The organism is Soonwooa purpurea, assembly GCF_053891095.1.
This window is the reverse complement of the sequence record NZ_JBSSMA010000008.1, coordinates 1-25525: the sequence shown is the minus strand read 5'-3', so window position 1 is coordinate 25525 and position 25525 is coordinate 1. Positions and strand designations below refer to the sequence as shown.

29 protein-coding genes and 1 pseudogene are annotated in these 25525 nt (G+C 35.0%); 24 read left to right on the top strand and 6 right to left on the bottom strand.

Going from position 1 to position 25525, the window contains the following annotated elements; genetic code table 11:
* Positions 1 to 45: 45 nt before the first annotated feature.
* The 24 genes from ACVFVN_RS08850 to ACVFVN_RS08735 all read left to right on the top strand — a co-directional run bounded on the left by ACVFVN_RS08850 (position 46) and on the right by ACVFVN_RS08735 (position 23159).
* Complete coding sequence (locus ACVFVN_RS08850) at positions 46 to 1674, top strand: acyl-CoA carboxylase subunit beta (protein WP_165133660.1); 1629 nt, start codon at positions 46 to 48, stop codon at positions 1672 to 1674.
* A 30-nt stretch (positions 1675 to 1704) separates the two neighbouring features.
* Positions 1705 to 2331: a hypothetical protein gene (locus ACVFVN_RS08845; protein WP_456234977.1), complete on the top strand. Its 627-nt coding sequence runs from the start codon at positions 1705 to 1707 to the stop codon at positions 2329 to 2331.
* Between the two features lie 121 nt (positions 2332 to 2452).
* Positions 2453 to 2725 (top strand): DUF2089 family protein, encoded by a 273-nt coding sequence (locus ACVFVN_RS08840; protein WP_456234976.1) that lies wholly within the window; start codon positions 2453 to 2455, stop codon positions 2723 to 2725.
* 4 nt (positions 2726 to 2729) lie between these two features.
* Entirely contained in the window at positions 2730 to 3314 is a 585-nt protein-coding gene (locus tag ACVFVN_RS08835; protein WP_456234975.1) for a hypothetical protein, read from the top strand.
* Between the two features lie 10 nt (positions 3315 to 3324).
* On the top strand, positions 3325 to 4053 hold the full coding sequence (locus ACVFVN_RS08830) for an alpha/beta hydrolase family protein (RefSeq protein ID WP_456234974.1): 729 nt from the start codon (positions 3325 to 3327) through the stop codon (positions 4051 to 4053).
* Between the two features lie 238 nt (positions 4054 to 4291).
* A complete protein-coding gene (locus tag ACVFVN_RS08825; RefSeq protein ID WP_058699729.1) occupies positions 4292 to 5602 on the top strand; it encodes a site-specific integrase in 1311 nt (436 codons plus the stop codon).
* 139 nt (positions 5603 to 5741) lie between these two features.
* Positions 5742 to 7130 carry a hypothetical protein gene (locus tag ACVFVN_RS08820; protein WP_058699730.1) on the top strand — a complete coding sequence of 463 codons (1389 nt, stop codon included), beginning with the start codon at positions 5742 to 5744 and terminating at the stop codon, positions 7128 to 7130.
* Positions 7131 to 7132: 2 nt separating this feature from the next.
* The gene (locus ACVFVN_RS08815) at positions 7133 to 8008 is read left to right on the top strand and encodes a DUF4238 domain-containing protein (RefSeq protein ID WP_058699731.1); all 876 of its coding nucleotides are present in this window, start codon (positions 7133 to 7135) and stop codon (positions 8006 to 8008) included.
* 655 nt (positions 8009 to 8663) lie between these two features.
* Positions 8664 to 9053 carry a single-stranded DNA-binding protein gene (locus tag ACVFVN_RS08810; RefSeq protein ID WP_058699732.1) on the top strand — a complete coding sequence of 130 codons (390 nt, stop codon included), beginning with the start codon at positions 8664 to 8666 and terminating at the stop codon, positions 9051 to 9053.
* 45 nt (positions 9054 to 9098) lie between these two features.
* Entirely contained in the window at positions 9099 to 10172 is a 1074-nt protein-coding gene (locus tag ACVFVN_RS08805; protein WP_058699733.1) for a DUF932 domain-containing protein, read from the top strand.
* The gene (locus ACVFVN_RS08800) at positions 10147 to 10428 is read left to right on the top strand and encodes a hypothetical protein (RefSeq protein ID WP_456234973.1); all 282 of its coding nucleotides are present in this window, start codon (positions 10147 to 10149) and stop codon (positions 10426 to 10428) included. Before ACVFVN_RS08805 ends, ACVFVN_RS08800 begins: the two co-directional genes overlap by 26 nt.
* 4 nt (positions 10429 to 10432) lie before the next feature.
* Positions 10433 to 11035: a PRTRC system protein E gene (locus ACVFVN_RS08795; protein ID WP_058699735.1), complete on the top strand. Its 603-nt coding sequence runs from the start codon at positions 10433 to 10435 to the stop codon at positions 11033 to 11035.
* Positions 11036 to 11061: 26 nt separating this feature from the next.
* Entirely contained in the window at positions 11062 to 11280 is a 219-nt protein-coding gene (locus ACVFVN_RS08790) for a PRTRC system protein C (RefSeq protein WP_058700045.1), read from the top strand.
* Between the two features lie 17 nt (positions 11281 to 11297).
* On the top strand, positions 11298 to 12452 hold the full coding sequence (locus ACVFVN_RS08785; RefSeq protein WP_058699736.1) for a hypothetical protein: 1155 nt from the start codon (positions 11298 to 11300) through the stop codon (positions 12450 to 12452).
* A gap of 10 nt (positions 12453 to 12462) precedes the next feature.
* Positions 12463 to 13176: a PRTRC system protein B gene (locus tag ACVFVN_RS08780; RefSeq protein ID WP_058699737.1), complete on the top strand. Its 714-nt coding sequence runs from the start codon at positions 12463 to 12465 to the stop codon at positions 13174 to 13176.
* On the top strand, positions 13173 to 13982 hold the full coding sequence (locus ACVFVN_RS08775; RefSeq protein ID WP_058699738.1) for a PRTRC system ThiF family protein: 810 nt from the start codon (positions 13173 to 13175) through the stop codon (positions 13980 to 13982). Before ACVFVN_RS08780 ends, ACVFVN_RS08775 begins: the two co-directional genes overlap by 4 nt.
* Positions 13983 to 14501: 519 nt before the next feature.
* Complete coding sequence (locus ACVFVN_RS08770) at positions 14502 to 15056, top strand: HD domain-containing protein (RefSeq protein ID WP_058699739.1); 555 nt, start codon at positions 14502 to 14504, stop codon at positions 15054 to 15056.
* Positions 15057 to 15262: 206 nt separating this feature from the next.
* The gene (locus ACVFVN_RS08765) at positions 15263 to 16093 is read left to right on the top strand and encodes a competence protein CoiA (protein WP_058699740.1); all 831 of its coding nucleotides are present in this window, start codon (positions 15263 to 15265) and stop codon (positions 16091 to 16093) included.
* A gap of 300 nt (positions 16094 to 16393) precedes the next feature.
* The gene (locus tag ACVFVN_RS08760; protein ID WP_058699741.1) at positions 16394 to 17206 is read left to right on the top strand and encodes a hypothetical protein; all 813 of its coding nucleotides are present in this window, start codon (positions 16394 to 16396) and stop codon (positions 17204 to 17206) included.
* 93 nt (positions 17207 to 17299) lie between these two features.
* Positions 17300 to 17530, top strand: coding sequence for a hypothetical protein (locus ACVFVN_RS08755; protein WP_058699742.1), 231 nt, complete (start codon positions 17300 to 17302; stop codon positions 17528 to 17530).
* A 252-nt stretch (positions 17531 to 17782) separates the two neighbouring features.
* The gene (locus ACVFVN_RS08750; protein ID WP_058699743.1) at positions 17783 to 19711 is read left to right on the top strand and encodes an AAA family ATPase; all 1929 of its coding nucleotides are present in this window, start codon (positions 17783 to 17785) and stop codon (positions 19709 to 19711) included.
* Positions 19711 to 21537: an ATP-dependent helicase gene (locus ACVFVN_RS08745; protein ID WP_068791507.1), complete on the top strand. Its 1827-nt coding sequence runs from the start codon at positions 19711 to 19713 to the stop codon at positions 21535 to 21537. Before ACVFVN_RS08750 ends, ACVFVN_RS08745 begins: the two co-directional genes overlap by 1 nt.
* Before the next feature lie 14 nt (positions 21538 to 21551).
* Entirely contained in the window at positions 21552 to 22424 is an 873-nt protein-coding gene (locus ACVFVN_RS08740) for a hypothetical protein (protein ID WP_058699744.1), read from the top strand.
* 15 nt (positions 22425 to 22439) lie between these two features.
* Entirely contained in the window at positions 22440 to 23159 is a 720-nt protein-coding gene (locus tag ACVFVN_RS08735; protein ID WP_058699745.1) for a hypothetical protein, read from the top strand.
* 24 nt (positions 23160 to 23183) lie between these two features.
* Here the strand turns inward: ACVFVN_RS08735 and ACVFVN_RS08730 are convergent, their stop codons facing one another.
* From ACVFVN_RS08730 to ACVFVN_RS08705, 6 genes and pseudogenes are all read right to left on the bottom strand, one after another.
* Positions 23184 to 23570 (bottom strand): response regulator transcription factor, encoded by a 387-nt coding sequence (locus tag ACVFVN_RS08730; RefSeq protein WP_058699746.1) that lies wholly within the window; start codon positions 23568 to 23570, stop codon positions 23184 to 23186.
* Between the two features lie 286 nt (positions 23571 to 23856).
* Positions 23857 to 24144 (bottom strand): helix-turn-helix domain-containing protein, encoded by a 288-nt coding sequence (locus ACVFVN_RS08725; RefSeq protein WP_058699747.1) that lies wholly within the window; start codon positions 24142 to 24144, stop codon positions 23857 to 23859.
* Positions 24128 to 24436 carry a helix-turn-helix domain-containing protein gene (locus tag ACVFVN_RS08720; RefSeq protein ID WP_058699748.1) on the bottom strand — a complete coding sequence of 103 codons (309 nt, stop codon included), beginning with the start codon at positions 24434 to 24436 and terminating at the stop codon, positions 24128 to 24130. The genes ACVFVN_RS08725 and ACVFVN_RS08720 overlap by 17 nt, the downstream gene beginning before the upstream one ends.
* 97 nt (positions 24437 to 24533) lie before the next feature.
* Entirely contained in the window at positions 24534 to 24815 is a 282-nt protein-coding gene (locus ACVFVN_RS08715) for a molybdenum ABC transporter permease (protein WP_221630283.1), read from the bottom strand.
* A gap of 129 nt (positions 24816 to 24944) precedes the next feature.
* The gene (locus tag ACVFVN_RS08710) at positions 24945 to 25391 is read right to left on the bottom strand and encodes a DUF3872 domain-containing protein (protein ID WP_058699749.1); all 447 of its coding nucleotides are present in this window, start codon (positions 25389 to 25391) and stop codon (positions 24945 to 24947) included.
* Between the two features lie 19 nt (positions 25392 to 25410).
* Positions 25411 to 25525, bottom strand: a pseudogene (locus ACVFVN_RS08705) (IS1595 family transposase); the annotation flags it as partial.

Below are 25525 nucleotides of genomic sequence, written 5' to 3'. Positions count from 1 at the left end.
CCGTATCTATAAAAACGAGTATTTTTAAAGCAATAAAAATAAATAATGGATTTAGAATTCAATAAACGAGAAGACCAAAACAAGCTGAAACTTTCAGAAATAAACAGGCACTATAATAAAATCAAAAAAGGTGGCGGTGACAAGGCTTTACAAAAGCAACACGACCAAGGCAAATTAACAGCCCGCGAACGTATCGACTATCTTTTGGACAAAAACACAGACAGCATAGAAGTAGGTGCTTTTGCTGGCTATGATATGTATGAAGAACACGGCGGATGCCCTTCTGCTGGCGTTGTCGTGGTAATAGGTTATGTGTCTGGAAAACAATGTATCGTGGTTGCCAACGATGCTACCGTAAAAGCAGGCGCTTGGTTCCCGATAACAGGAAAGAAAAACCTTCGTGCACAAGAAATCGCTATGGAAAACAGATTGCCAATTATCTATCTTGTAGATTCTGCAGGTGTATATCTTCCTATGCAAGACGAGATTTTCCCTGACAAAGAGATGTTCGGGCGGATTTTCCGCAACAATGCAAAAATGAGTTCTGCAGGCATTGTACAGATTTCGGCGATTATGGGAAGTTGTGTTGCAGGTGGCGCTTACCTTCCGATAATGAGTGACGAAGCCATGATTGTTGATGGTACAGGAAGTATTTTTTTAGCGGGAAGCTATCTTGTAAAAGCCGCAATTGGCGAATCCATAGACAACGAAAGCCTAGGCGGCGCAACGACACATTGCTCTATTTCTGGCGTTACAGACTACAAAGCTAAAGACGACAAAGACGCTTTGGACCGTATCAAAACGATTATGAAATCTATTGGCAGCTACGACAAAGCTGGTTTTGACAGATGCGAAAGCTTTCCACCAAAAGAAAACCCAGACAACATTTTTGGCATTATGCCTGTTGGTCGTTCTGAGCAATACGACACGTTTGATATTATCAAATGCCTTGTTGACAATTCCGAATACGAAGAATACAAACCAGACTATGGGAAAAGCATTATCTGTTGTACCGCAAGAATCGATGGCTGGAGTGTAGGCATTGTCGCCAATCAAAGAAAATTAGTAAAAAGCGGTAAAGGCGAAATGCAGTTTGGAGGTGTCATTTATTCGGACTCTGCAGATAAAGCAACGCGTTTTATCGCCAACTGTAACCAGCGAAAAATTCCTTTGGTATTCTTACAAGACGTTACGGGTTTTATGGTAGGTTCTAAATCTGAGCATGGCGGGATTATTAAAGATGGTGCGAAAATGGTGAACGCCGTTTCCAACTCTGTGGTTCCGAAATTCACCGTCATCACAGGAAATTCTTACGGCGCAGGAAACTATGCCATGTGTGGAAAAGCTTACGATCCTAGATTAATCGTTGCTTGGCCTTGGGCAGAGCTAGCTGTTATGGGCGGACAACAGGCAGGAACTGTTCTTCTCCAGATCCAAGAATCTGCACTTAAAAAACAAGGAAAACAGATTACAGAAGAAGAACGCAAAGAGATTTTAGACAAAATTGTTGCTAACTACAACAAACAAATTGATCCAAAATATGCAGCAGCAAGATTATGGACAGACGCAATCATCAACCCAATAGACACCAGAAAATGGATAAGCATGGGTATAGAAGCCGCTAACCATGCACCAATAACAGAAAAATTCAATCTAGGTGTGATACAAGTTTAGGAATAACACAACAACAATAAAAAACACAATATGAAAAAAACTTTAAGCTTGGTTTGTATTAACCTAAGCCTCTTTGCTTTTGCACAATGTAATATCATTGGTCCTGGTATCATCAAAACAAATGAGAAAGCCAGCTATCGCATCGAAACCGAAAATGCACAATGTACGAATTGCTACAAATGGGCAATCCAAGAAAATAAGGATTTCATTAAGGGTGACGCACGAAAGAGCGCAATCGATATTGTAGCAAATAGAGAAGCGAATGTTGTTTTATCTTTAGCGGTTTTAACAACATCTGGCATTGAGCAATGCAGCCGTCACATTGACATCGCTGTCGCGGATCACAAAGTGTTTGATGAACATCCAGAACCTATTGATGAAAAGACTTGTGATATACCAAACCTAAATTACACAGAAGTAAAATATGCTTTGGGAAAACTTATTTTGATACCCGAGCAAGACAATCCCGACTTTTCTTACACTTGGATTAGCACACTAAAAAATGCTGAAAAAATAGAATCTAAGGAGAAAAATCCTCAGTTTTCCTATTCGGATGAAAATCCAATAGAAACAATCCAGTTGGTTTTATCTTCTAAGAAGTGTACAAAACTGTCCATCAGAACTTATAAAGAAGAATTCTGGCAACAAAATCAATAGAAGCTTATCAAAGCCTTTCCATCGCGAAAGGCTTTTTTTTATAATATTAATTAAACTTTATTAATTAAAGGTTTAATTTAATTAAAATATTTTTTAACTTTGTTAAAGTAAAAATCAAACTATGGAAATGAAACTTCCTATTTTTTGTCCCAGTTGCGAATCTGCATTACGGGTTTCTCAAATGACTTGTAATAATTGTCCAACCACTGTGAATGGCGATTTTGATTTGCCTTTGTATCTAAAACTTAATAGAGAAGAGCAAAATTTCATCTTAGAATTTTTCTTGAGCAGCGGCAGCATTAAAGAAATGGCGAAACAAGCCAATATCTCCTACCCTACAATGCGCAACAAATTGGACGACCTTATCGAAAAAATAAATTCATTAAAATCTTAAAACCATGAATTGGACAATACTCTTCAACCCTTTAGCAAAACTTCCGGCAAAACCCGTTCTTCTTGTTGGAATTATTAGTGCCGTTATTGGCTCATTTATTTCCCAATTCAATCACACAATATTTGATGGGTTAATTGATGCGCATACCTATCATTTACTTACTTATGCGCAAGCCATTACAGCTAATTTGGTCAATATTATTTTGCCTTGTGTGTTTTTATTTATTCTGGGGCGATTTATCAATCCAAAAACTAGAATGATTGATATTCTTAACACTTCTTTCCTGTACAGAATTCCAATTTATATTATTCCGTTTGTTACAAGTTTTCCAAGCATGAAAAGCATCGAAGCTAAGATTAATGAACCAATGATGAGCATCAAAGATCTTCAGTTTTCATCCGACGAAATGACAATGCTTATTATTTTCTCCTGCATCAGCCTTGCCATTCTTGCATATGCGATTGCAATTTTATTTATGGGATTCAAAACAGCGACTAATGCTAAAAAAGCTTGGCATTATTTGGCTTTTGTTGGTGTATTTATCCTTTGCGAGATTTTAAGCAAATTCATCATTCATTCTTTTTTATAAATTCAGAATTATGAAAAAACAATTTTTAATATTAGCATTTTTATTGACGGTGTTTTTTATAAATGCCCAAAATATTATTGGTAGCTGGAAAGGGGAAATTGAATTTTCTGGACAAAAATTAACCTTAATTTTCAATCTAACAGGAAGTCCAGACAATCTAAAAGCTACTATGGACAGCCCAATGCAAAGAGCAAAAGATATCCCAATACAAAAAGCAAGTTTTATTGGTAAACAACTTAATATTAATGCAGAAAACCTAGGCATTACGTATTTAGGAATTTTAAAAGACAATAAAATCTATGGGAAGTTTATGCAAAGTGGATTGAGTTTTGATCTTATATTAACCCCATTTGACACTAAAAACACTTCTGTTTTTAACCGTCCACAAACTCCAAAACCTCCATTTGATTATCCTATGGAAGAAGTAAGTTTTGTAAACCCAAATGATAAAAATATTTTAGCAGGGACTTTAATCCTCCCAAAAGACAAAAAAAACTTCCCTATCGTTGTTTTAATAACTGGTTCTGGAAAACAAAATAGAGATGAAGAACTATTCGGACATAAGCCTTTTGCTGTTATTGCTGATGATTTTGCGAAAAAAGGAATTGGAACTTTAAGACTAGATGACCGTGGAGTTGGCAGTTCCAGCGAAGGAAATATCAATGATACTTCAGCGAATTATGCAGAGGATATTGCTGCCGCTGTAGATTTTTTAATAAAAAAGATTGAACAAAAGTAAAATTAAGAAAAACGGTTAAAACCGTTACTATGCAGTAGTTTATAAATTGACGGTCTGAATTTGGAAGGTAGTGTACATCAGGTTTTGGGCTTAAAAAGACAGAGATAGGTTACTAAATCATTACCTGTTTTGGATTGTACAAGATAGTATAATTAGCTATATTTCAGCATTTTGCACTCTTTTTTATCTTTCCTTGTAACTCGCTAAAATTTAATTTTAAACATTAAAATTTTGAGTTATGGAGACAGTTAAAAGATCCACTTTCAAGCTATTGTTTTACTTGAAGAAAAATGAACCCAAAAAAAATGGTAATGTACCTGTAATGGGACGTATTACTATTGATGGTACACCAAAAACTTTTGGAACCAAACTGGAAATTGATCCCAATACTTGGGATTTAAAACACGGACGCGTACAGGGAAAAAGCACAACAGCACTAACTACCAATCAAAAATTGGATAAAATTCGTGTACGTATCAATAAGATTTATGATGATATGCTTAAAGATGAAGGTTTTGCTACTTCACAGAAAGTTAAGCTCTCTTTTTTAGGTGTCGGTGTGATGGATGATGCAGTACTCAAAGTTTTCAAAGAACAAAATGAGGATTTTGAAAAAATGGTGGCAAAAGGTAAGCGCTCGTCAAACACTTATTATAAGTACAAAGTTGTTTTCAATCATCTGACGGAATTTATAAAAGCTAGGTATCATCGGGATGATATGGCTTTTCGTGAGCTTACATCTGATTTTATCAGGGAGTTCGATTTTTTCCTTCGCATTGATAAAGAATGTACACACAATACGGTATGGGTTTATACAATGCCTGTTATAGCTTTAGCTGACCTAGCTATTAAAAAAGGATTGATACGTCAAAATCCATTTGAGGATTACGAAATAAGCATGCAGGAAACTGATCGTAGCTATCTTTTGAAGGAGGCTGTGGAAAAATTGTTATTCTTAAAACCCTCTAAGCCGAAATATGAACTGGTTAAAGACATTTTCATTTTTAGTTGCTTTACAGGGTTGTCTTACATTGACGTTAAAAAGCTAAAGTGGAGCAACATTCAATCCTTCTTTGACGGTCATCAATGGATTATCAGCCGAAGAAAGAAATCGGATGTTGCATCAAATGTTCGTTTGATGGAAATTCCCAAACGGATCATTGAAAAATACAGAGGTATTACAAGAAATGATTTCATATTTCCAGTTCCATCCAATGCAACATGTAATAATCATGTAGCTAAACTGATTGAAGAAGCTGAAATTGTCACTGAACAAAAAGTGACGTTCCATACGGCACGACATACTTTTGCAACAATGTTTTTAACAGAGGGAGTACCTCTTGAAAGCCTTAGTAAGATGATGGGACATAAGAATATTTCTACCACTCAGATTTATGCTAAGATTACAAGTCAGAAGATCAGCAAGGATATGGATTTGGTTTCTCCGAAATTTGCTTCTCTGGAAACAGCATTCATTTCAATGGAACCAGATACGCCTTCACAGCCCGATTTCATAATAGTTGAAGATGAATTAGAACTGGTCACTTAATGGTGTAATATTTATTGAAAAGCAGGATTTTATAATTCTGCTTTTTTATTTACCTCTTTATGCAAATTAAAGCCACCTGTTATTTTTTATATTTACAAAACAAACTTGACCTATAGTGTCGTTAAAAAATCCTTATAAAATGGCAGAAATTGACTTGACTAAAATAAAATACTACCCTGACAGATTTTATATCTGCCTAGATGGATTTGATATTGATAACTTAACCACTTTTATAACTGACCTACAAATCGGTCAAGAGCAATCTATATTCATTCATGAATACTACCACTACCTTACCAACATTGCTACATTCTCTGGAATACGTCAATTTAACCTTAATTTTTGTGATAGGTTCCGAGCATCAACCATCTTGACGTCAAAAGAAGGGCTTAACGCTTATCCAATAAACAGTAACACCTTTGAAAGCTGTAAGAATATGGTAGATTATTGGAACGAGATAACAGCCATATTGAATGAGGATGATATTGACTATAATGTGGTCGAAGAAACTGATAAAACGCCTAGTAAAAAATTTGGTATAGCATCGATAGAACGAACCGAAAAACCAATGGAAGTCGTTGTAAATGGTGTTAAGTATAGTGGAGCGAGGATTCTGATTAAGATATATACAACAGAACTTATTAATATTAATAGCTTTTACTTAACATTTGGTGCTATTGATGAGTTTCTGAGTTCTACAATTGACGAGTATATGTATGAGAACAATTTATCGGATATTAACCCAAGTATGCTTAGTCGAAGACCCTTTTATCCTTATGGTTTCTTTGATGAATTGCTTTCGTTTTACGGGATTAAAAGGGCCCCGGCATTTGAGAAAATTCTTATTGCATACTTTGCCTTGAACTCATCAAACCCGCCAGTGATTTTAATTGATATACTTGAAAAATTAAAAGATGGTGGCTATGAACAATTTCAGGAGAATCCCGAAATATATTTGCTTACTAATTTTTTAGAAGTACCTCAGTACAATGATGTTCTTAAAAACATTAAGGACTTTGCCGATCTAACATACGAACAAGGACGTATACATATCTCACAGGCATTGAAATATTATTACGATAAATTTTATATGGCACAAAAACTAAAAGAAAATGACTTCTTTTATTTTGTTAGACCCTTCTTTGCCAACGGTAAGGATACTATTAGTTACAAACAAAAGTTTCTTCTTGAACTTTCAAGAATAATAAACCTTTTTACACCTCCTGTTATACTAAAAGACAAGCAGTTTTTTTATATTGATAAATTGACCACTTTCGGTGAAGCTACCGTATTGATATTGGCTACCTATGAAATTTTTGAAAGTATAAGGACAAACCGAATCGCATCAAGACCTGCACACCAGAAAGCAAAATATAGCTTCCCTGACGGCGATCCTGAGTGCGACAATCTTGAAAAATTTACTCCACCCCCTATTAACGGTATAGTATTCAGGCTTGCTCTTAACGAATTGAACCTATATGGCCCATATCTTAAAGAGTTGGATGACCTTAAACAAAAGAATAGTTAGATATGGGTATTTCAAGACGTCATCATTATATTCCGCAGTTCCTTATCAAGAAATTTGCTGATTCGGACAATATGCTTTATCTGTATGATAAAGAAAAAAAAACCTTTGCAAAGGAAAAGAGAAGCCCCAAATCTATATTCTTTGAGATGAATAGGAATATCCTTGATTTTGGCGGAACAGCAAACGATAATCTTGAAAAGTTGTATGCTGAACTTGACGAAAAATTTTCCCGTGATCTGACAGAAATAATTGCGACTAAAAATATCACTGAAGAAGGGCTTACTTCTTTACTTGTAATGGTTTCTTCATTAAAATGGCGATTACCCGTTAATGATGAACTGTTCTATGATAAAGATAGACAGTATACATACGATAAATTACCGATCTCGATAAAGGCCATAAATGATGATGGCTCTCAAAATACGGAGGCTATCGAGCATCTACTCAATTCTGAAATTTTCAACCGTACAAAACGACTAATCTTTCCGTTCTTACCATTCTATAATAATTATGAAATAGCAGAAGATAAATTATCAAAATTACATCAGAACAGCTATATTGATTCAAATGAGATAATTACATCTATCCTAGGAGATTCACCAATTATTGAAAGCAAACGTTCCGATATAGAAGATTTTGGGAACTTCATTTTACCTCTAGGTAATAAAGAAACTTTCATTTGCAGTGACTCGGGTAACAAGAAGGTCAACAGTATAGCTTTTTATGTAAATAAAGATTTAGCAATGTTTCATCAGGCAAAAAAGTATGTCGTCTGCTGTAATAAAGACCATCTTGCTGCTATTATTTATGCGTACCAAAATTTACATAGTGTAGGGCAAACAAATCTTATTCATGAACACATTTTCAAGTTTGTGTAAACATTACCTATTATAACTGAGCCGAGGTCGATAAACCTCGGTTTTTTTTCCTCTACAAATCCGTAAAGCACATTTACCCTCCCCATATCCTACCATAAAAGAGCTTCACTGGATATTCTTGAAAAAGACAAATTCCAAAATGCCTGTCTACTTCCAAAACATTGTTTTTCCATCTCTCTTTTAAGTGACTCTTAGGAGCCACGAGTTTTAAGAAAACAGTTTAAAATTCGTGCAGGTGATGCCTGTATTCTAATCTAATCAGCCATTTGCTCAATGCCTTTTCCAATGGCTTCCACATTATTTTTTATCCAAGAACCGGTATGCTGTTTTTGTCCCATTTCAAGAGCAAAGGTATTTCAGTGTTCTTAACGCAACAGCAAGATCATGCCCTCCGGGTTTGCAAAATAATCTCCACCCATACGGGTCGTATTTTTTTGACAAAACCTTGCTGCTGCTAAACACTAACCTTTTATGCTCGTGAAACGAAACAAAGCATACTCCGGCTCTTTACACGAATAAAAAAAATGTCAGAAATGAAAAATATCAGCATTGGAAATGGAAAAAGTGAAACGAAAACAAGCACCTCCTCTCATTGCCGAATAAATCAAATCAAAAAAAATCAAACAGGAATTTAACAACGTAAAAATCGAAAATCATGAACATCACAGGAAGATTGACAAGGGATGCGGAAGTACGCACAACGTCACAGGACAAACAAGTAGTAAACTTTTCAGTAGCAACAAACGACAGCTACAAAAACAAGCAGGGCGAACGCATAGAGCAAACCACCTATTTCGACTGCTCGTACTGGATAACTCCCAACGTAGCCAGACTACTCACAAAAGGCACACTGGTAGAACTAACAGGCAGAGTAAGTACAAGAGCGTGGACAGGAAATGACGGAGAGCCAAAAGCAGGACTGAATTTTCATACCTCACAAATCAAACTGCACGGAGGTAGCAGGAAAACAGAAACCGTACAGGCTACTAATAATAACAAAGGTAAGGTTACAGCGGAGCAGACCAAAGACGACCTACCATTTTAACAACAATCAAATATTCATTTTTCAAACTTTTAAAATTTCAATATCATGGCACATAATATCAATTTCAACAGCAAGACAGGACGTTACTCATTCTTTAGTGTAAAGGAAAAAGCGTGGCACGGTTTGGGGCAAATCGTACAGGATTATCCGACAAGCGAGCAGGCTATCAGACACGCAGGGTTAGATTATGAAGTGGTAAAATCTCCACTCTTTACCAAAGGTTCGGGTATTATCGAAACCACTAACGGCATAGAGATAGGCAGTAGCGAACTGGAAGTACATAACTATTTCGCCAACATACGCACCGATAACAATGCCGTATTGGGTGTGGTGGGTAAAGACTACCATATCGTACAAAACAGGGATGCTTTTTCATTCTTTGACAGTATTGTAGGCGGTACAGACGGTATTTTATACGAAACCGCAGGAGCTTTAGGTAATGGGGAACGCATTTTTATTACAGCCAAATTGCCGAGTTATATCCGTGTGGGCAATGGCGATGATGTGACAGAAAAATACATCTTCCTAACAACTTCGCACGACGGTAGCGGAAGTATTACAGCCGCTTTTACACCTATCCGTATCGTTTGCCAAAATACCTTAAACGCTTCTTTGCGTAATATGAGCAATGTGGTACGCATCAAGCACACCGCAGGAGCAAAACAACGTTTGGACAATGCTCATAAAGTTATGGGATTGGCTAACCAGTTTAGCGACCAGTTAGAGGGTATTTTCAATGAGTGGACGAAAGTCAAAGTATCAGACCAAGAGGTTAAAAAGCTAATCCAACTGGCACTTTGTCCGAATAAGGAAACATTGGAATTACTGAAAAAAGGTGCGGAAGATGAAGTTTCCACCGTATTCAAAAACGTGGTTGAAGATGCTTTTGCTTATGCAATGGTAAGCGATACCCAACAAATGGACACCACCAAAGGCACATTGTTCGGGGCATATAATGCAGTAACAGGCTACTATCAGAACGTAAGAAGCTACAAAGACAACGAAGCCAAGTTACAGAGTATTGTAATGGGCGGTACTGCTCAACTCAAATCACAGAAAGCATTTGAACTGTGTACCTCTTTTCAGAAAGTCGGTGAAGAGGTTTTTCAACTTAATTAATTACACCACAGGCTACCGCCTTGCAAACGGTGGTAGCCTTATATTATTAAACATGAAAGTAACGGATTTGAACGGATGCTCTATCGAAGTCACTGACCTTGATGAAGCCATAAAGATTAGCAAACGGTACACTGGTTACAGACACGAGGACGAAAGTTTCTCCGAGTTCGACAAAAGACAGAACGCTTATTGGACAGATATGTACAATAAACTGACAGCAAAGAAAAAACGATTAGAGGACAAACAAAAAAATTAGAACGATGAATACAAATTTTTTCAATCAGATACAGCAGTTGGACTTTACAGGAGTATTGCAACTGAACATTTCAAAGGGAACAGAAACCAAGCTAATAGTATCGGTTATGCTTAACAATGATGAGTGCGGAGATAACGCCAAAAACCTTATTCCACCCCTTACATTCAATGCTACCGCACAGGAGTTTGACGAGGGATTTTTTGAGCAGATAACCGCACCAGTACAAACCGTTTCGGGCATGATGGTAGATATGGAAAAGTTTCTAAAACAAATGGAGGAAGTCAAAAAGCAATCGGCAATGGAAAAGGAAAAAGCCGATAAGGAGAAGAAAGAAAAAGAAGCCAGGGACAAGAAGTATAAAGAAGCTATGGCAAAGGCTGACGAATTGGAAAAAGAGGGCAAATTCCGTGAAGCGTGGATGAAAGTGCCGAACCCTGCCGATTTTCCCGACTATGCCGATGCCATACGCAAACGCAAAACTTCACTATCGGACAAATTTGCCACACCGAGCCTTTTCGGTGCAACAGAAGAAACAACACCCGAACCGATACAATCGACTGTAGTTACAGAGGATTACCCCATTGATGAAGCAGGTGAAGAAGAATAAAAGTGTTAACCAAAAAATTAAATGTTATGTTATTAGCAACGCAATTACAACGAGTTTTCATATTAAATAACAAGGGGCAGGAAATTAAACTGAACGACCCCGAACCGCAATGGAGTGTACAGGCAGTAATGAATTTTTATTCCAATACATACCCCATTCTGACCACCGCAAAAGTATCAGCACCACAAATCAAAGACGATACCGTACAGTACCGCTTTGAAAGTGCTATGGGAACAAAAGGTTAAACCAAAACAGTAAAACAATGACTTATGCAACGACATACCGTATCGGGAACATTCCAAATGCCCCAAGAACCCAAGCAAAAGCAATTACATCGTCAGTTGAGCGAGTTCGCAAACTGGATGCAACGACCGAAAGACGCAAACGAAATCCAAAAGGACAAACAAAAGTCTGTACCAGTAACTATGTTGCCAATGGTTTTCTAAGAACTTCGTTTCTCCCAAGACTGGAAGAAACGGAAACTGTACAGGCTTGCAGGGATAATATCAAAATGGAAAGGGATTTTTATCGTTCCCTTTCTCAATTAGCAGAGCATTACGGTATCATTCCGAAACCAACGCAGGCTTTAGGATATCCGTACAATATCGCATTGGCTTTAAAAGATATAGAAGAACAGTTAAAACTTAAAGTAAGCGATTGGGAAGAAATCAAACTGATACAGGATAGTAAGAAAGTGTTTTTTACAAGTGAGGAAAGATATAATACAGGTGCAACGCTGTATTATATTCCTGTAGTACCCTTATTTCGTTGGTTGAAAGACCCAAAGCGAAAACATACCGCTCAACTGCTTATATCGGTTTGTAGTTATCTGTACCACATTGCCGACATTCCCTATTACAGACAGGAAAGCAGTTATCTGTACTGGATGTATGAGATGCATAAAGATTGGGTAACAGAGGACGATTATGGAGAAGACACAGAAACCTATCTTAGTGAATTTGCACAAGCGGAATGGATTGGCGACCGTATGGAACAGAAGATATATAACGAAGCCAATTTAAGGCTCTTTAAAGACCGTTTAAACCGCTTTAAACCAAAAGATAAGATTGATGCTGATTGCTATAAAGTAGCACAGGAAGCCTATGCAATTTATGAGCAGTACCCCAATGCAACCGTCTTCCGCAATGCCCGACCAAATGGCGAAGCCAACGAAGAAGATATGGAAAACATTATATCTATGGAGAAATATGTTTCCTTCTGTGCAGATGGTACAGGGTGGCTAATGGATAATGTAGTAGAATCTGTAAATAACGAATTACAGGAATACGGACAGATGGAAGAACCGATTATTATCAAACGGTTTGACGGAAGCGATATAACCGCCAATACATTGGAGTTTGAAAACCGTTTGTTACCGATGATAAACGAACTGACCTACATTTTAAATAATTTTTAAAAACAAAACTATGAACGATATAACACAGGATTTCGGAATGCTGTACTATCCAAAATCAGCATTGGTATTTTATCAGACTACTGGAAAGGGTAACGATACTTATGTAGAGCATTTTGATATGGATAAAAACGGTATGCCCATTAATGCACACCCTTTGACCGTAAAAGAAGCGAACCAATTGGCAAAGGCTTTGAAGACCGCCAAAGAGGAAAAAGAACCGCTATTGAAACCGCAGGGAGTATTGAGCAATCAGGTTTTATACTTTGAGCCGACAGGAAACAAAGTGGTTTGGTTTACCAAAGCCACACAAAGGGAAATGTATTTTATTGAAAGTCTGGGAATACCCAAAGGCAAAGCCAATGTACCGCCTATGCTGTGGGTAGCGAACCGAAGCGGTTTAGCCGTTTTCGCTTTAATAAATGGCAGAAGACCTACGATAAAAACAAAGCTTTACAACGCTCCTTTTTTTAATGTGTACGAGGACGGCAATGTATGTATGGGTACAGTAGATGTACGCATAAAGAAAACCGCTTCATTGGAAGAATTTACAAACAAATGGGAAGGCTTTTTCTTTAACAGTTATTTCAGTCATTTAATGCACGGTCATAACCCGATAAAAGGAAATTGCGTAAGCCTTTGGGAAAATTTAATTGCCACAGGCGAAGCTTTTCCAATGGAAGTATTGACAAAAAGTAATCTAACCTTAAAAGACATATTGCGATGAATACCGAAAAAATAAAAGTCCATTTTACGGACAATAGTTTAATAAATGCAACCAATCCTATATCGGTAAACCTTATCGGTGCAGGTGGTACAGGCTCAAAGGTTTTGACCGCCTTAATGGAAATGAACCATAGTTTGATTGCGTTAGGTCACGCAGGATTGTCCGTTCGCCTTTGGGATGATGATGTTATTACGGAAGCTAATTTGGGCAGACAGCGTTTTGCAGAATGCGAAGTAGGATTGTATAAATCTGCTGCTCTAATCAACCGAGCCAACCGCTTTTCAGGTACAAATTGGAAAGCCGAAACGCAGAAGTTTGAAAAGGACAGTTTGGGCAAACTTCCCGAAAACGCACAGGCTACTATCTTTATTACCTGTGTAGATAGTGTAAAGGCAAGATTTGGTATTGCTGAAATATTAAAAGCACTGGATAACGGAAAATATTATCATCATAAACCAAAATACTGGTTGGATTATGGTAACAGCCAATATACAGGACAAGTATTGTTATCAACTATTGGAGATATAAAACAACCCAATTCCGATATATATGAAACGGTAGCTAATCTGCCAATGGTTACAGATGAATTTGGTGCTTTGTTAAAGCAGTCCGAACAGCAAGACGATACACCAAGTTGCAGTTTAGCTGAAGCATTGGAAAAACAGGATTTATATATCAATTCGTCATTGGCTCAAATGGGTAGTTCTTTGTTATGGGGTTTATTTCGTAATGGATTGACCGAATACAGAGGTTTTTTTCTCAATCTGAAAGATTTTAGGTCACAGCCTATTCCAGTCGCCCGATAGCCAAAATCGGGCCGCAAAAAGACACTCCCTCCGATGGTCGGGGCAGTCTTTTTGCATTTAAGCGGTACAACCCCTTTGCCAAAATGTAAGGCTACGCACCGTCCTCACTTCACATTTTATCAAACAGGTTGCGATCTGTTTTTGAAGGGATATTCCAGTATCCCTTTCGTTGTTTTAGCGAACTTCTTTTCTTTCCACATCTGCGACCAAAGAAAAGAAGCAAAAGAACGCCGCTTGGTTATTATTGGTTTTTACCTTAACGATTCCTAGTGATATTTTTATTTGAGTAAATTTGCTAGTAAATACAATGTATGAATAACTGGCTATAAAGAATGCTCATTGCGTTCGCTTTAGAGTTAAGCATAATCTTAACAGTGACCGTACCAATCTGAACCGTTAGAAAAATGGACGACAATATCCCTTTTGTTATTTTTACAGTTTAGTTTAAGCAGTGTCTGTTAGGCAACTTTAATTTATATTTTTGTAATAAAAGGATATTTAATAGATAATTTACATTGAATGGAAAAATTGATTATAGCATTAACCGAATTAGAAAAGTTAAAATATGTTGAACGTGGTACCAATGTAAAGGGAAGAAAAGAAAGTACAGCAGAACACTCTTGGAGTTGTTTGCTGATTGCGGATATTCTAATCGATTATGTTGAAGAACCATTAAACAGATTAAAAGTTATTGAGTATTTAATTTACCATGATATTGTTGAAGTTTATGCAGGAGATGCCAAATTCAATAATCCAGAGGAAATGAAACTCAAACATCAAAAAGAAGAACAAGCATTAGAAAAAATCAAAACACTTATTCCTAATAAATTAAGATTTGAAAAAATTGTCAGTGAATATGAAAAAAGAGCCACACGAGAAGCTGAATTTGCTAAAGCTGTTGACTGTTTAGACGCCTGTATTAGAAATATTAATGATGATACTAAATCTAATAATGATGGATTTACAGAAGTCTTAATAAGAAATAAATATTTGCCACATGTGTCAAAGTTTGACATTACAAAAGAATTATTTGAGCATTTAATACACCGACTGCAAGTATTAAATAAATTATAATTACTATATTTTGTTTGATAAAGATGCAAATCAAATTTTCTTTTGCCTTGTAAATACTTTTTTTCTTTCCACATCTGCGACCAAAGAAAAGAAGCAAAAGAAAGTCGCTTGGCTATTATTGGTTTTTACCTTAACGATTCCTAAGGATATTTTTATTTGAGTAAATTTGCAAGTGAAAACAATGTATTGATAGCTGACTATAAAAAATGCGCTTTGCTTTAATAGATAATAATCGGACAGAAGCTCAACCGAAACTTAACGGATTGTGTTGTTGTTGTTCGAAGCCAGTTATTGCAAAATGTGGTACACGAAAAATATGGCATTGGGCACATAAAAGCAAAACGGATTGTGACAATTGGTGGGAACCAGAAACAGAGTGGCACCGAACTTGGAAAAACAATTATCCATCCGATTGGCAAGAAATATCTTTGTTTGATAATGGAACAAAAGAAAAACATATTGCTGATGTTCGTACCGCTCATAGCCTCGTAATAGAGTTTCAACATTCGAACATTAATCCTCAAGAGCGAACTGCACGAGAACAGTTTTATAAAAACATGGTTTGGATAGTGGATGGCACGCGACTAAAAAGAGATTATCCTCGTTTTTTAAAGGAATGGAAAAGAGACGGAATTAGTGAAGTGCATCAAACTGAAAAGTCGGGGATTTTTGAGGTTTGTTTTCCAGAGTTTTGTTTTCCAGAAGCTTGGCTTAAAAGTTCTGTACCTGTAATCTTTGATTTTCGAGGAAACAGTTCAATAGATGATACAGAAGATTTACGAAATAATCTTTACTGTTTATTTCCACAGGTTGGTAGACATGCAAAAGTTGCAGAAATCTCACGTAAAGCTTTTTTGAATACAACCACAAATGGTGAATGGACTTTGAGAGTTCAGGAATTCATAAATGAATTTAGAAAGCAAGACCAAATAAAAGAAAGAGAAAATCGACAAACATTGTACTCATCAAATAGAGGAATATATTCATGGAGAGGAATTCCAATTATTGGATATAGAAAGCGTAGACGAAGATTATAAGCATTCCAGCTACTAACATGCAATTTGGCAAAAGAGCAAAGTTAAGAGCAATTTAAACGATTCGGCTCCCTATTTCGAAAAAACCACTTGCTTTTTGTTTTTCTTTTTTTAATTCAAGATTCATGAATCATGATTCATGATTTTTATCCGTAAAAACCATTTTCGGTTCCTCTTTTTTGTATTTTAGCAAAAACGAAAAATGGTTCTGCTAACGCAAGTGCAAAATTGAACGTTCGATCTTATAAAGTTCACTCTTTTGCAAGGCTATGGCTAGTTCCCTTCAATACTATTTTTAACGATATGCCCAAAAATTATACATTTGAAATTAGAGAAACTTTTGGAAAGAAATATTTAAAAGTATTTCTAAAAGATGGAATTGATCCTGAAAATATTGCTAATCATTTACAACAATTAGCCTCAGTACATAAGTCAAATGTTACGAAGCAAAAAAGTGGTAATATTGACTTAACAATATATCCATCAAAATTATACGAAATAGAAGAAACACAAGATGAAGTCGCTCTAACACTTGAAAACTATTTTAATGGTTCTCCTGTTGATCCGCAATTCGTTGACCAAACCGTTACTGGCGTCAGTGAAAAAGCATTTTACCAAGTTATTGATTATATGAATATTCTCGGTAAAAATTTAGAAGGTTTCAAATCTCTTAATGTTCGTTTTGATGAAGAAAGATACAGAGATTACTTTATTCCTTTCTTAAACTCTATTTCAAAGAATCATTCTGCTAAAGGTGAAGTTTTTAATAGAAACGGAAAAACAGATATTTTAATGTTCGACAATAATGGGAATAATCTTTTTATTGCAGAGTGTAAATTATGGAAAGGTGAAAAGTACCTAATTGATGGGTTAAATCAGTTACTATCAAATTATGTGAATTGGAGAGATGAAAAAGTTGCTTTGGTAATTTTCAATCGTGATACTAAGAATTTTACCGATGTAATAGAAAAATCGAGAAACGCAATATTAGCACATGAACTGTGTGAAGGTTTGGTTAATCAAAGAGCACAAACAAATTTCACTTTCTCGTTTAAAAATCCGGATGATCCAAATAAGAAAATATTGGTTGAGTTAGTGTTATTTAATTTTGCGTAAGTAATACAGATAACAGTGCTTTTTTAACCACCAATTCTCACAGTACGGGCTTTAGTATTAGTTATATTCGTCGAGTAATAAATCCAAAATATCATGCTGACATATAACGAAATTATCCAATTAAAAGACAAGTTGGAAAATAATGAAATCACATTAGAAATTGCAAAATCACAATACTGGATTGATTTCAAAGGTGGACAGCGATTGTGGCATTCTAAAGATTGGAGAGAAAGAAGAATTGAATTCATTAAAAATAATTGTGAGATATGTAATAGTACAGAAACATTAACACTTCAACATTTTTCTCATCCAACTAATTATTAAGAATATATTACAGAGATAATAAGAGCATATCCCAAGAATACATCGGTGCTAGTCCAGATGTGGAAAGAAGTAAATTCAGTAATCTACTGTGGGAATTTAAAATCTTGTTCAATTTTTCTACTTAATGCATTATTCCTTATTGTTTTTTTTTAAATTAGCCTAAGGCATTAAAATGCTATCTATGTTTCAGTTAAATTGATGCGTTAATAGCTTGTCGATCTTTTATTAGATTAAACCAAATTAACGTAAAAAATGCATTTAGCTTATATAAAGATTGAAAACTACAAAGGAATTGAGGTAATTGAAACCGAATTTGATCCAAAACTAAATATTATTATTGGTGAAAATGGATGCGGTAAATCAGCTGTTATTGATGCCATACGTTTACTATACAATATTGGAGAACCTATAAGGGAGTTATCAGTTTCATCCGATGATTTCCATCAAAAAGCAATCGACAATGATGGTCATAAAACACTTAATAAATCTACCCTAATAACCATTACTTATATTTTTAAAGGATTATCTACCGCTCAAAAAGGAGGGTTTTATGAATATATGGTAATTGATCCCAATAATATTGAGGAAGATTATGCTAAAATATCCATCTCTTATGAAGAAAAAGACGGAAAATATCCATATTTCACTTATAATACCGGAAATATTGATGGTCAAAAAGCAGACTATAAAACCTTCGAACTTTTTCAGCATTATTATTTAGGAGCTTTAAGGGATAGTACCAAGGATCTGTTGAGTACTAGAAATAATATTTTGGGCAAAGTTATAAGACGATTTGTAAAGAGAGAAAAGTCGGAATTGCAAATAGAACAGATAATAAAAGATGCAAATTCTCAGCTGTTAGAACGTGATGAAGTTAAAAATACGCGAGATGGTGTTAACACGAATCTCGAAAGTATTTTTAAGAGAGTTATTGACAATAAAATCGGCGTCAGAATTGAGGAAGCAAAAACAGAATATATAGTTAATGCAATCAAACCTTATCTTCCACATAATAGAGCTACTTTGATGGATGAGGGGTTTCATTTATGGCAAAATAGTTTAGGATTGAACAATCTAATCTATATAGCAGTTGTTCTAGGTGATATAAAAGAACAGATTAAGGATAATGGCCTACCTCATTTTGCACTTCTAATCGAAGAACCCGAATCTCACCTTCACCCACAATTACAGCTAAGCCTTTATAACTTTTTAAATAATGCAAATGCGACTGAAAACAGCCAGCTATTTATAACTACCCATTCACCAACGTTGACTTCAAAAGTACCCCTTAAAAATCTTATTTTATTAGATTGTGGTAAAGCAACAAAACTGGATAAACAATTTCAAAATAGAGAATCTGAAAAAATAATTGAAGATACTACTAAAAGCAAAGAATTGTTGGATACAGATTTTGAGAATAGAATGAAGAAACTTCAGAGGTACATTGACGTAACCAAATCTCAGCTTCTATTCGCAAAATCCATTTTATTCATTGAGGGAATATCAGAGGAACTTTTGATATCAGCATTTACTCTTTTAGAGGACTATAAACTTGAAGATTACCGGACGGAAATTGTAAACGTAAAAGGAACTTCATTTTATCCCTTCCTTTACCTTTTTAATCACTCAGATGTACTGAAACGAATAAACAAGCCTATTTCCATCATTACAGACGATGACAGGTTTACTGACTCAAAAAAATCTGATTATAGCTTTAAGAATTTGATAAATGATACCACCGTGCTAGATCTTTTAGATGATTGTATCCAAAAAGGTAACGCTGTATCAAGAATTAGGAATTTAAACTCTGTTAAAAACAAGGCTGAAAATATAAAGATTTTTGAGTCATTTAAAACTTTGGAATATGAAATAGCATCGCATAACGTAAACAATGACAGAAGTGCTTTTAAGGACAACTTTTTAGTGAAGTATCTTGACATGATAGTAAGTGATAAAATCAGCAATATAGTCACATACATGTCAACGTTTCCAGCAGATTTGATGTCTGAACAGGAAAAAAGAAAAGTTGCGATTCTCTTATGGAAAACGTTCCCTGACAAAGCTGAATTTGCACAGGATTTCTCAATTCATTTAATTGATAATTTGGAAGAGGCAAAAGCCTCATTTATAGTTCCGGTATATATATTGAACGCGTTAACTCATTTAAAAAATGGATTGTAATGTATTATGAAAATGAAGAAAGACTGGCTTACTTACAAGCTAGAGGAAAAGTTATTTTAAATGCCTGTCCTGGAAGCGGAAAAACAACTACTATCGCAAAGAAGATATTAAATTTAGAGAATTTAAAAGAAGTTGGAGGGCATTCGGGAGTAGCTTGTTTATCATTTACTAACTCTGCTAAAGATGAAATCAATGAAGCCTATAGGAAACTGGCGGGTAAATCACTTCAATTCCCTAATCATGTATCAACTATTGATAGTTTTATAAATAAGTATATTACTCTTCCATTTTATAACCTACTTAATCGAGACTTTAATAGACCAAAAATACTCGACCACACAACGATCTTAGATGATATGTGGAAGACCACTTATGTTAAAAATGGCAAAACACTTGAAGGCTTACTAAGACCACTTAATAATCCAGAATACAAGGCAAAGAATAATCGAAGTATTTATCATCTATATCCTCCCAGTGAAATTAGAATTGAGCCAAATGGATCTTTTTCTATTAATGGAAATCAACCATCATCTGATAAAGTTGAAAAAGTTAATTTTGACAACTACTGTAAACTCATCAAGAATGCTCAATTTCGAAAAGGATTAATTTCAACTGGAGATTCAGCATTTATAGCCCTTCACCTACTGAAAAATAATCCTAAAATTTGCAGATGGCTTAGTTTAAGATTTCCTTTTATTATTATAGACGAGGCTCAGGACAATTCACTAATGCAGCATGCCATATTTGAAGAATTAGTGAAGCAAGGCCTTAACAATATTGAACTGATAGGAGATCCTTACCAAAGCTTATATGAGTGGCGAGATGCAAAGCCTTCTGAATTTTTAAGAAAGTACGAAAATGACGCAACATGGAACTCTTACGACTTAACTGATAACCGACGATCACCTCAAAGTATAATTGATATATTTTCAAAAGTTCGTCGATCAGATGATTTAAAAATCAATAGCGTAGATTGTGAAAATATAACGGATTCGATTGTAATTTATAAATATTCAAACGTGAATCATCAATTAATTATTAAACATTATGATGACTCTTGTTCAATGAAAAAATACATCAGTAGCTGTATTGTTGTTCGAGGAAATTCGTTGAAAGACGCATTGTTAGGAGCAAAAACAGAACAGAGACCTTGGGGTATAGACTTGCCAAAACAAATTATATATGCTAAAAATCTTTACACAAGTGGTGATATTAAAAATGCAATAAAAGAAATCAGAACCATTTGTATACCCCTAATGCATTCTGATGAGGCTGATTATCATTTATTGAAAGAGATTGAGAAAGAAAAAAGTATAGATCCTTACTTTAATTCATTGATGATTACTATTTTAGATGAATTACCAGCTTTTAGTAAAACAATTCAAGATTGGACAGCTGCTACTCAGCAGTTTTTAAAAAGTAAATTAGGCCTTAGCCATGAAGTAGATTTTAATCTACGGAGTCGAAAATCGAAATATTTAGAAAAATCTACGCTTGCTGAAACTGTAAGCCAACATTTTAAAAAATCTTTTTCTACGTTCAATATCCCCATCACTACGATACACCAAGTAAAGGGACAAACTTTGGATTCTATTCTTGTTTTTTTCAACGAAAGGAAACATAAAGATAATATCACATTTGATAACATATCAAATATTGACAATGGCTTTCCTGATGAAACCAAAAGATTAATATATGTGGCATTATCTCGACCAAGACATCTATTAGCAATGGCTTTCCCACATTCAGTAACAGATAATGAACTCAAACAGAAGTTCGGCAACGAAATCAGGATAATAAAAGAAGAAGAGTTAAATCAGTTATAATCTACATACAATATATGACAGAATTTGAAGAGGGCGAATTTAGAGGCCCATTATTCAACCAGCTTGAAAAAGGTAGTAATCTATTATGGGAACCAGGACAGGTCTTTGAAAAAATAGTAGGCATTGATAGAGCCTCGCTATGTATTAACGATTATTTATGGAACTTACATGGATTTAGCTCTCCCCTAGGTGGTTTATCACTTCACAGAAGAAAGTTTAGATATATTTGGAATACATCAAAACCTAAAAAAATATTACCTGATTTCAATCTAAATCTCTTCATACAAGCAAAGCGTTCCGATTATTCATCGAGATCAAAAAAAGGTCTTAAACCGCACATTAAAGGAGCACACTGGTATTTTGAAATTACACCTCACCAACAGACTGCTCTAGAATTGTTAGAGAAGGAACTTGGTACGGATGCCTTAGTTATATATGCAGCTCCAGTATTCCACAAACAGCAAGATCTTTACAATCATACTTCTGGGCAGACTATTGTAGCAAATTCTACATTTCCAAAAGTATCCTTACTTAGAGGTCATAAAAAATGGTACTTTGACAGAGGTGGTATAAAAGGTGTAGCAAATCCTGAGTATGAAAGCTTTGATCAGGAGGATCTTTTATCACAAATTGAAGATATGAGAATACAGAAGGGACAATTTGTTTCTGAAGGAGCTTTGTCTAATCTGAGTAAATTGTCACGTGCTGTTAGGAATGTGGCCGAAATTCAATCTGGTAGTTTTCTCGCAACACAATTTGCATATGAAAATGAATTACTTGATGATTTCATCTACCAATATGATGTTGAAAACTATCGAGAAACTAAAGACTATTTGCAGGTAGAATTATTTTCTTTTTTATGGAAATTGAACTGGTTGACGTTTTAATAATAAGTTCCGTTTATGAAAAAAAATATAAATCTCAATAATCTAATAGGCATTCCTAAGATTTATATAGATAAGCTTGAAAAACATAAAAAAACCTTTTTAGACAACGAGTTCTTGGAGCATATCTTAGAAGGTAAAGAGATCAATCAGCTGGTAAAGGAAATCAATGAAGTTTGCCTTAAAGCGAGTATTTATGGTTTTCATTACACGAGAGCAATTCCAGAGCATATTATTGAACAGGGGCTTAGGTGTAGAACCGGCGAGGAGATAAGACAATGCTTTATCAATAATCACGGCAACTTACTTTCAAGTAATGAACTGGAAACTGTACTACAAGCTTGGAACAAGCACTTTGATTATAGACAAAAAGAGTCAAGAGATAATTATTTATTCTTTAATTTCACAACTTCTGCTCTTTACAATGGCGGTGCAGAACCATTGCTGGTGAATTTTGGAGGAGAACAAATTTATATGCCAATTTTCGAGATGGATTCTATTTCTGCTAAAATAAATAATTTAGGAATTCCCATGATTCTTAAATGCACACTAAACCCAAATAAGATAAATACATTCTATGAATATCCATGGGGCAAAATAGCTGTATCTACATTCCATGCACTATGTAATCCAAAAGCATGTAGATTAGATCAGGACGGTTACCAATCTATTAATGTGCAACCTACTGAAATTGAGATGTTTTATTATGATAGTTCCCAAGATTTTCGATTAATTTAAAGGAATTGAAAACATTTTTACCGTCTACACAGAATCAATAAGAGCCTTTTTTAAATCATCTATATCAGTACCAAGTAAGAAATAGCTTAAAAAACCAATATCAATTATATCTTTTGCGATTTTTTCATCATCAATATCACTATGTGCGATCAGTTGAATAGTTGGATAAAGGTTTCTTAATTTTTGAAGTTGCTTTAATATACTCTTATCATAAAAATCAAGATCAATAATACAGATCTCTGGTAATTTTTTGATCACTTCTAATTCAGATATTGCGTTTTCAATGTTTTCAGTTTGGAATAAAATTTCAAATTTTGCACTTAATAAATCAGTACATATTTTATCTATTATCGGACTTTTGTCATTGATAAATGCAATCGAAACTTTGTCTTGTTTTGTGTCAGTATCCATATCAAATTATTTATTCGATTAAGTAGAGTACTGCAAAAAAAAGAAAGTGCAGGCCACTACAACTTATCGATACTGAGGCACTGGTATACCCGACAACGAATAAGCGAGCGCCCACACCTATAGCGTGAGCGTTCCTACTTATTGTCTTGTCGTCTTAAAAATTACCAGTTTTCAGTACCAAGACTTAAAGCAAAAACACTTTAAGATTTTTATATTTTACTAAGCAAAGATAATAATGTTCACAATGTTATACAACTATCAAAATGCTTATTCAGCTTACAGATTATTATTTATTCATCACATAGTTTTGTTCCAATACGTTCGCAATATCCGATTGCTTAAAAATGATTTTGCCCCCAATCTGAACGAAGGGCAAAATTTTATCGTCCCGGTACTGTTGTAAAGTGCGTTTACTTATATGCAGTAACTTACACACGTCCTGTCCTGACAGGTATATTTCACCGTTCATTACTGGCCGGAAATTTTGCAGTATCAACTCTATATTTTCCCTAAGCTCTTCCAGTTTTTTTCTGTGGGATGCCAGTTCCATAGCATCATCAGTCAGTAGTTCCATGTCTTTCCTCTTTAATGCTTTTATTAAATTCCAGCAAAGCCTTTACATCTGACAGCTTGAAATAGTTCTTTCTGTTGAGTTTGGAATAAGGTAATAAACCTTTATCCTTATAAGTTTGCAATGACCTTTTAGTGATATTTAGCATCAAACATACTTCCTGATTATCCAGCCACTTTTCTTCTTTGAAAATGGATGCATATGCCTGACTTACCGTCTGAGTAAGTTCAAGCATATCATCTAACTCTTGAGTTAGACTTTTAAAAGCCGATTTTTGTATCGCGATTACTTCCATAACTGTTCTTCATTTTGCTGTGAACAGTGAATTTAATAAGGATAATTACTCTTATACTTTTGGAAGGTTTGTTTGGCTATGAGAGGTAGATTTTGGCTTATCGCTGTTGTATAGAAGTATTAGATTTTAATCTTTCAGATTTATCTTTATCTTTTTTTGACCCGTAGTATGTAAACAGAAATAAAATGCCGAATATGATAAGTACGATGCTTGCTAGTTTTCCTATACGTTCAATAAAAGAAATTACAACAGACTTTTCATAACTTGAGAATCCCTCTGCTCCTGTAGAGCTTCTTCTATAAAATTTGCGACGATTGATCCAGTAACGAAGACCAAGCCCAAAGACCAATGCTATTATACCTAAAACCAATGTTTCCATAATCAATCTATTTCAATATCATGAAGATAAATTTAGCAAATATTGATGAAACCATATACAAATTAACAGTAAATAAAAAACGACCTACCGAAAGGTAAGTCGTTGTAAATTGAATAGTTAACAAACCCTTTAATCACTACTATTAAACTGAAAACTTATCTGTTTTTCGTTTCCAAAGCTGTCAGATATCCATATATCGAAAGATTGGGATACCGTCGAGGCTGAAGTATAATACAACCGAAACTGCGTTTGTGGTAATTGGTACAAATCATTAGGCATATAAGGCGGTTCATTGTAGTAACGAAGTGCCCCCTGTCCGTCAAACTGAAAATACCGAATGTAGTAAGCGTTATTTCTGTAATTTCCTGTACGCTGTATTGTAACACGGATTTCCACAGTTTGACCATTCGCTACTTCAGAAGGAACTGGCATTACATTTACGTCAAATGGATAATCTTGTTGTATTTCCAGCTCTTCTTTATCGCAGGAGCTCAAAGTTATTGATCCTATCAGGATTGCCAGCAAAATATGAAGTGGAAACAATCCTATTCTGAATTTATTGAAAATTACTATCATAGTTTTACTGATTATCCGTTTATGCACCTGTTATATTCGCAATTACTAGTCTGTCAAAGAGTTTGTCTCCAAAATACCGTCTGTTTAATTTGTAAATAAACTCGTTGAGATACAACTGTAAGTATTTCCTTTTG

Bases quoted from the DNA above. Each gene is read 5' to 3' on its own strand.
- ACVFVN_RS08810 (WP_058699732.1), top strand. From the start codon at position 8,664: ATGAACATCACAGGAAGATTGACAAGGGATGCGGAAGTACGCACAACG.
- ACVFVN_RS08790 (WP_058700045.1), top strand. From the start codon at position 11,062: ATGTTATTAGCAACGCAATTACAACGAGTTTTCATATTAAATAACAAG.
- ACVFVN_RS08845 (WP_456234977.1), top strand. From the start codon at position 1,705: ATGAAAAAAACTTTAAGCTTGGTTTGTATTAACCTAAGCCTCTTTGCT.
- ACVFVN_RS08850 (WP_165133660.1), top strand. From the start codon at position 46: ATGGATTTAGAATTCAATAAACGAGAAGACCAAAACAAGCTGAAACTT.
- ACVFVN_RS08840 (WP_456234976.1), top strand. From the start codon at position 2,453: ATGGAAATGAAACTTCCTATTTTTTGTCCCAGTTGCGAATCTGCATTA.
- ACVFVN_RS08785 (WP_058699736.1), top strand. From the start codon at position 11,298: ATGACTTATGCAACGACATACCGTATCGGGAACATTCCAAATGCCCCA.
- ACVFVN_RS08745 (WP_068791507.1), top strand. From the start codon at position 19,711: ATGTATTATGAAAATGAAGAAAGACTGGCTTACTTACAAGCTAGAGGA.
- ACVFVN_RS08730 (WP_058699746.1), bottom strand. From the start codon at position 23,570: ATGGATACTGACACAAAACAAGACAAAGTTTCGATTGCATTTATCAAT.
- ACVFVN_RS08740 (WP_058699744.1), top strand. From the start codon at position 21,552: ATGACAGAATTTGAAGAGGGCGAATTTAGAGGCCCATTATTCAACCAG.
- ACVFVN_RS08835 (WP_456234975.1), top strand. From the start codon at position 2,730: ATGAATTGGACAATACTCTTCAACCCTTTAGCAAAACTTCCGGCAAAA.
- ACVFVN_RS08825 (WP_058699729.1), top strand. From the start codon at position 4,292: ATGGAGACAGTTAAAAGATCCACTTTCAAGCTATTGTTTTACTTGAAG.
- ACVFVN_RS08715 (WP_221630283.1), bottom strand. From the start codon at position 24,815: ATGGAAACATTGGTTTTAGGTATAATAGCATTGGTCTTTGGGCTTGGT.
- ACVFVN_RS08805 (WP_058699733.1), top strand. From the start codon at position 9,099: ATGGCACATAATATCAATTTCAACAGCAAGACAGGACGTTACTCATTC.
- ACVFVN_RS08795 (WP_058699735.1), top strand. From the start codon at position 10,433: ATGAATACAAATTTTTTCAATCAGATACAGCAGTTGGACTTTACAGGA.
- ACVFVN_RS08820 (WP_058699730.1), top strand. From the start codon at position 5,742: ATGGCAGAAATTGACTTGACTAAAATAAAATACTACCCTGACAGATTT.
- ACVFVN_RS08815 (WP_058699731.1), top strand. From the start codon at position 7,133: ATGGGTATTTCAAGACGTCATCATTATATTCCGCAGTTCCTTATCAAG.
- ACVFVN_RS08735 (WP_058699745.1), top strand. From the start codon at position 22,440: ATGAAAAAAAATATAAATCTCAATAATCTAATAGGCATTCCTAAGATT.
- ACVFVN_RS08780 (WP_058699737.1), top strand. From the start codon at position 12,463: ATGAACGATATAACACAGGATTTCGGAATGCTGTACTATCCAAAATCA.
- ACVFVN_RS08775 (WP_058699738.1), top strand. From the start codon at position 13,173: ATGAATACCGAAAAAATAAAAGTCCATTTTACGGACAATAGTTTAATA.
- ACVFVN_RS08770 (WP_058699739.1), top strand. From the start codon at position 14,502: ATGGAAAAATTGATTATAGCATTAACCGAATTAGAAAAGTTAAAATAT.
- ACVFVN_RS08720 (WP_058699748.1), bottom strand. From the start codon at position 24,436: ATGGAAGTAATCGCGATACAAAAATCGGCTTTTAAAAGTCTAACTCAA.
- ACVFVN_RS08755 (WP_058699742.1), top strand. From the start codon at position 17,300: ATGCTGACATATAACGAAATTATCCAATTAAAAGACAAGTTGGAAAAT.
- ACVFVN_RS08760 (WP_058699741.1), top strand. From the start codon at position 16,394: ATGCCCAAAAATTATACATTTGAAATTAGAGAAACTTTTGGAAAGAAA.
- ACVFVN_RS08725 (WP_058699747.1), bottom strand. From the start codon at position 24,144: ATGGAACTACTGACTGATGATGCTATGGAACTGGCATCCCACAGAAAA.
- ACVFVN_RS08750 (WP_058699743.1), top strand. From the start codon at position 17,783: ATGCATTTAGCTTATATAAAGATTGAAAACTACAAAGGAATTGAGGTA.
- ACVFVN_RS08765 (WP_058699740.1), top strand. From the start codon at position 15,263: ATGCGCTTTGCTTTAATAGATAATAATCGGACAGAAGCTCAACCGAAA.
- ACVFVN_RS08830 (WP_456234974.1), top strand. From the start codon at position 3,325: ATGAAAAAACAATTTTTAATATTAGCATTTTTATTGACGGTGTTTTTT.
- ACVFVN_RS08710 (WP_058699749.1), bottom strand. From the start codon at position 25,391: ATGATAGTAATTTTCAATAAATTCAGAATAGGATTGTTTCCACTTCAT.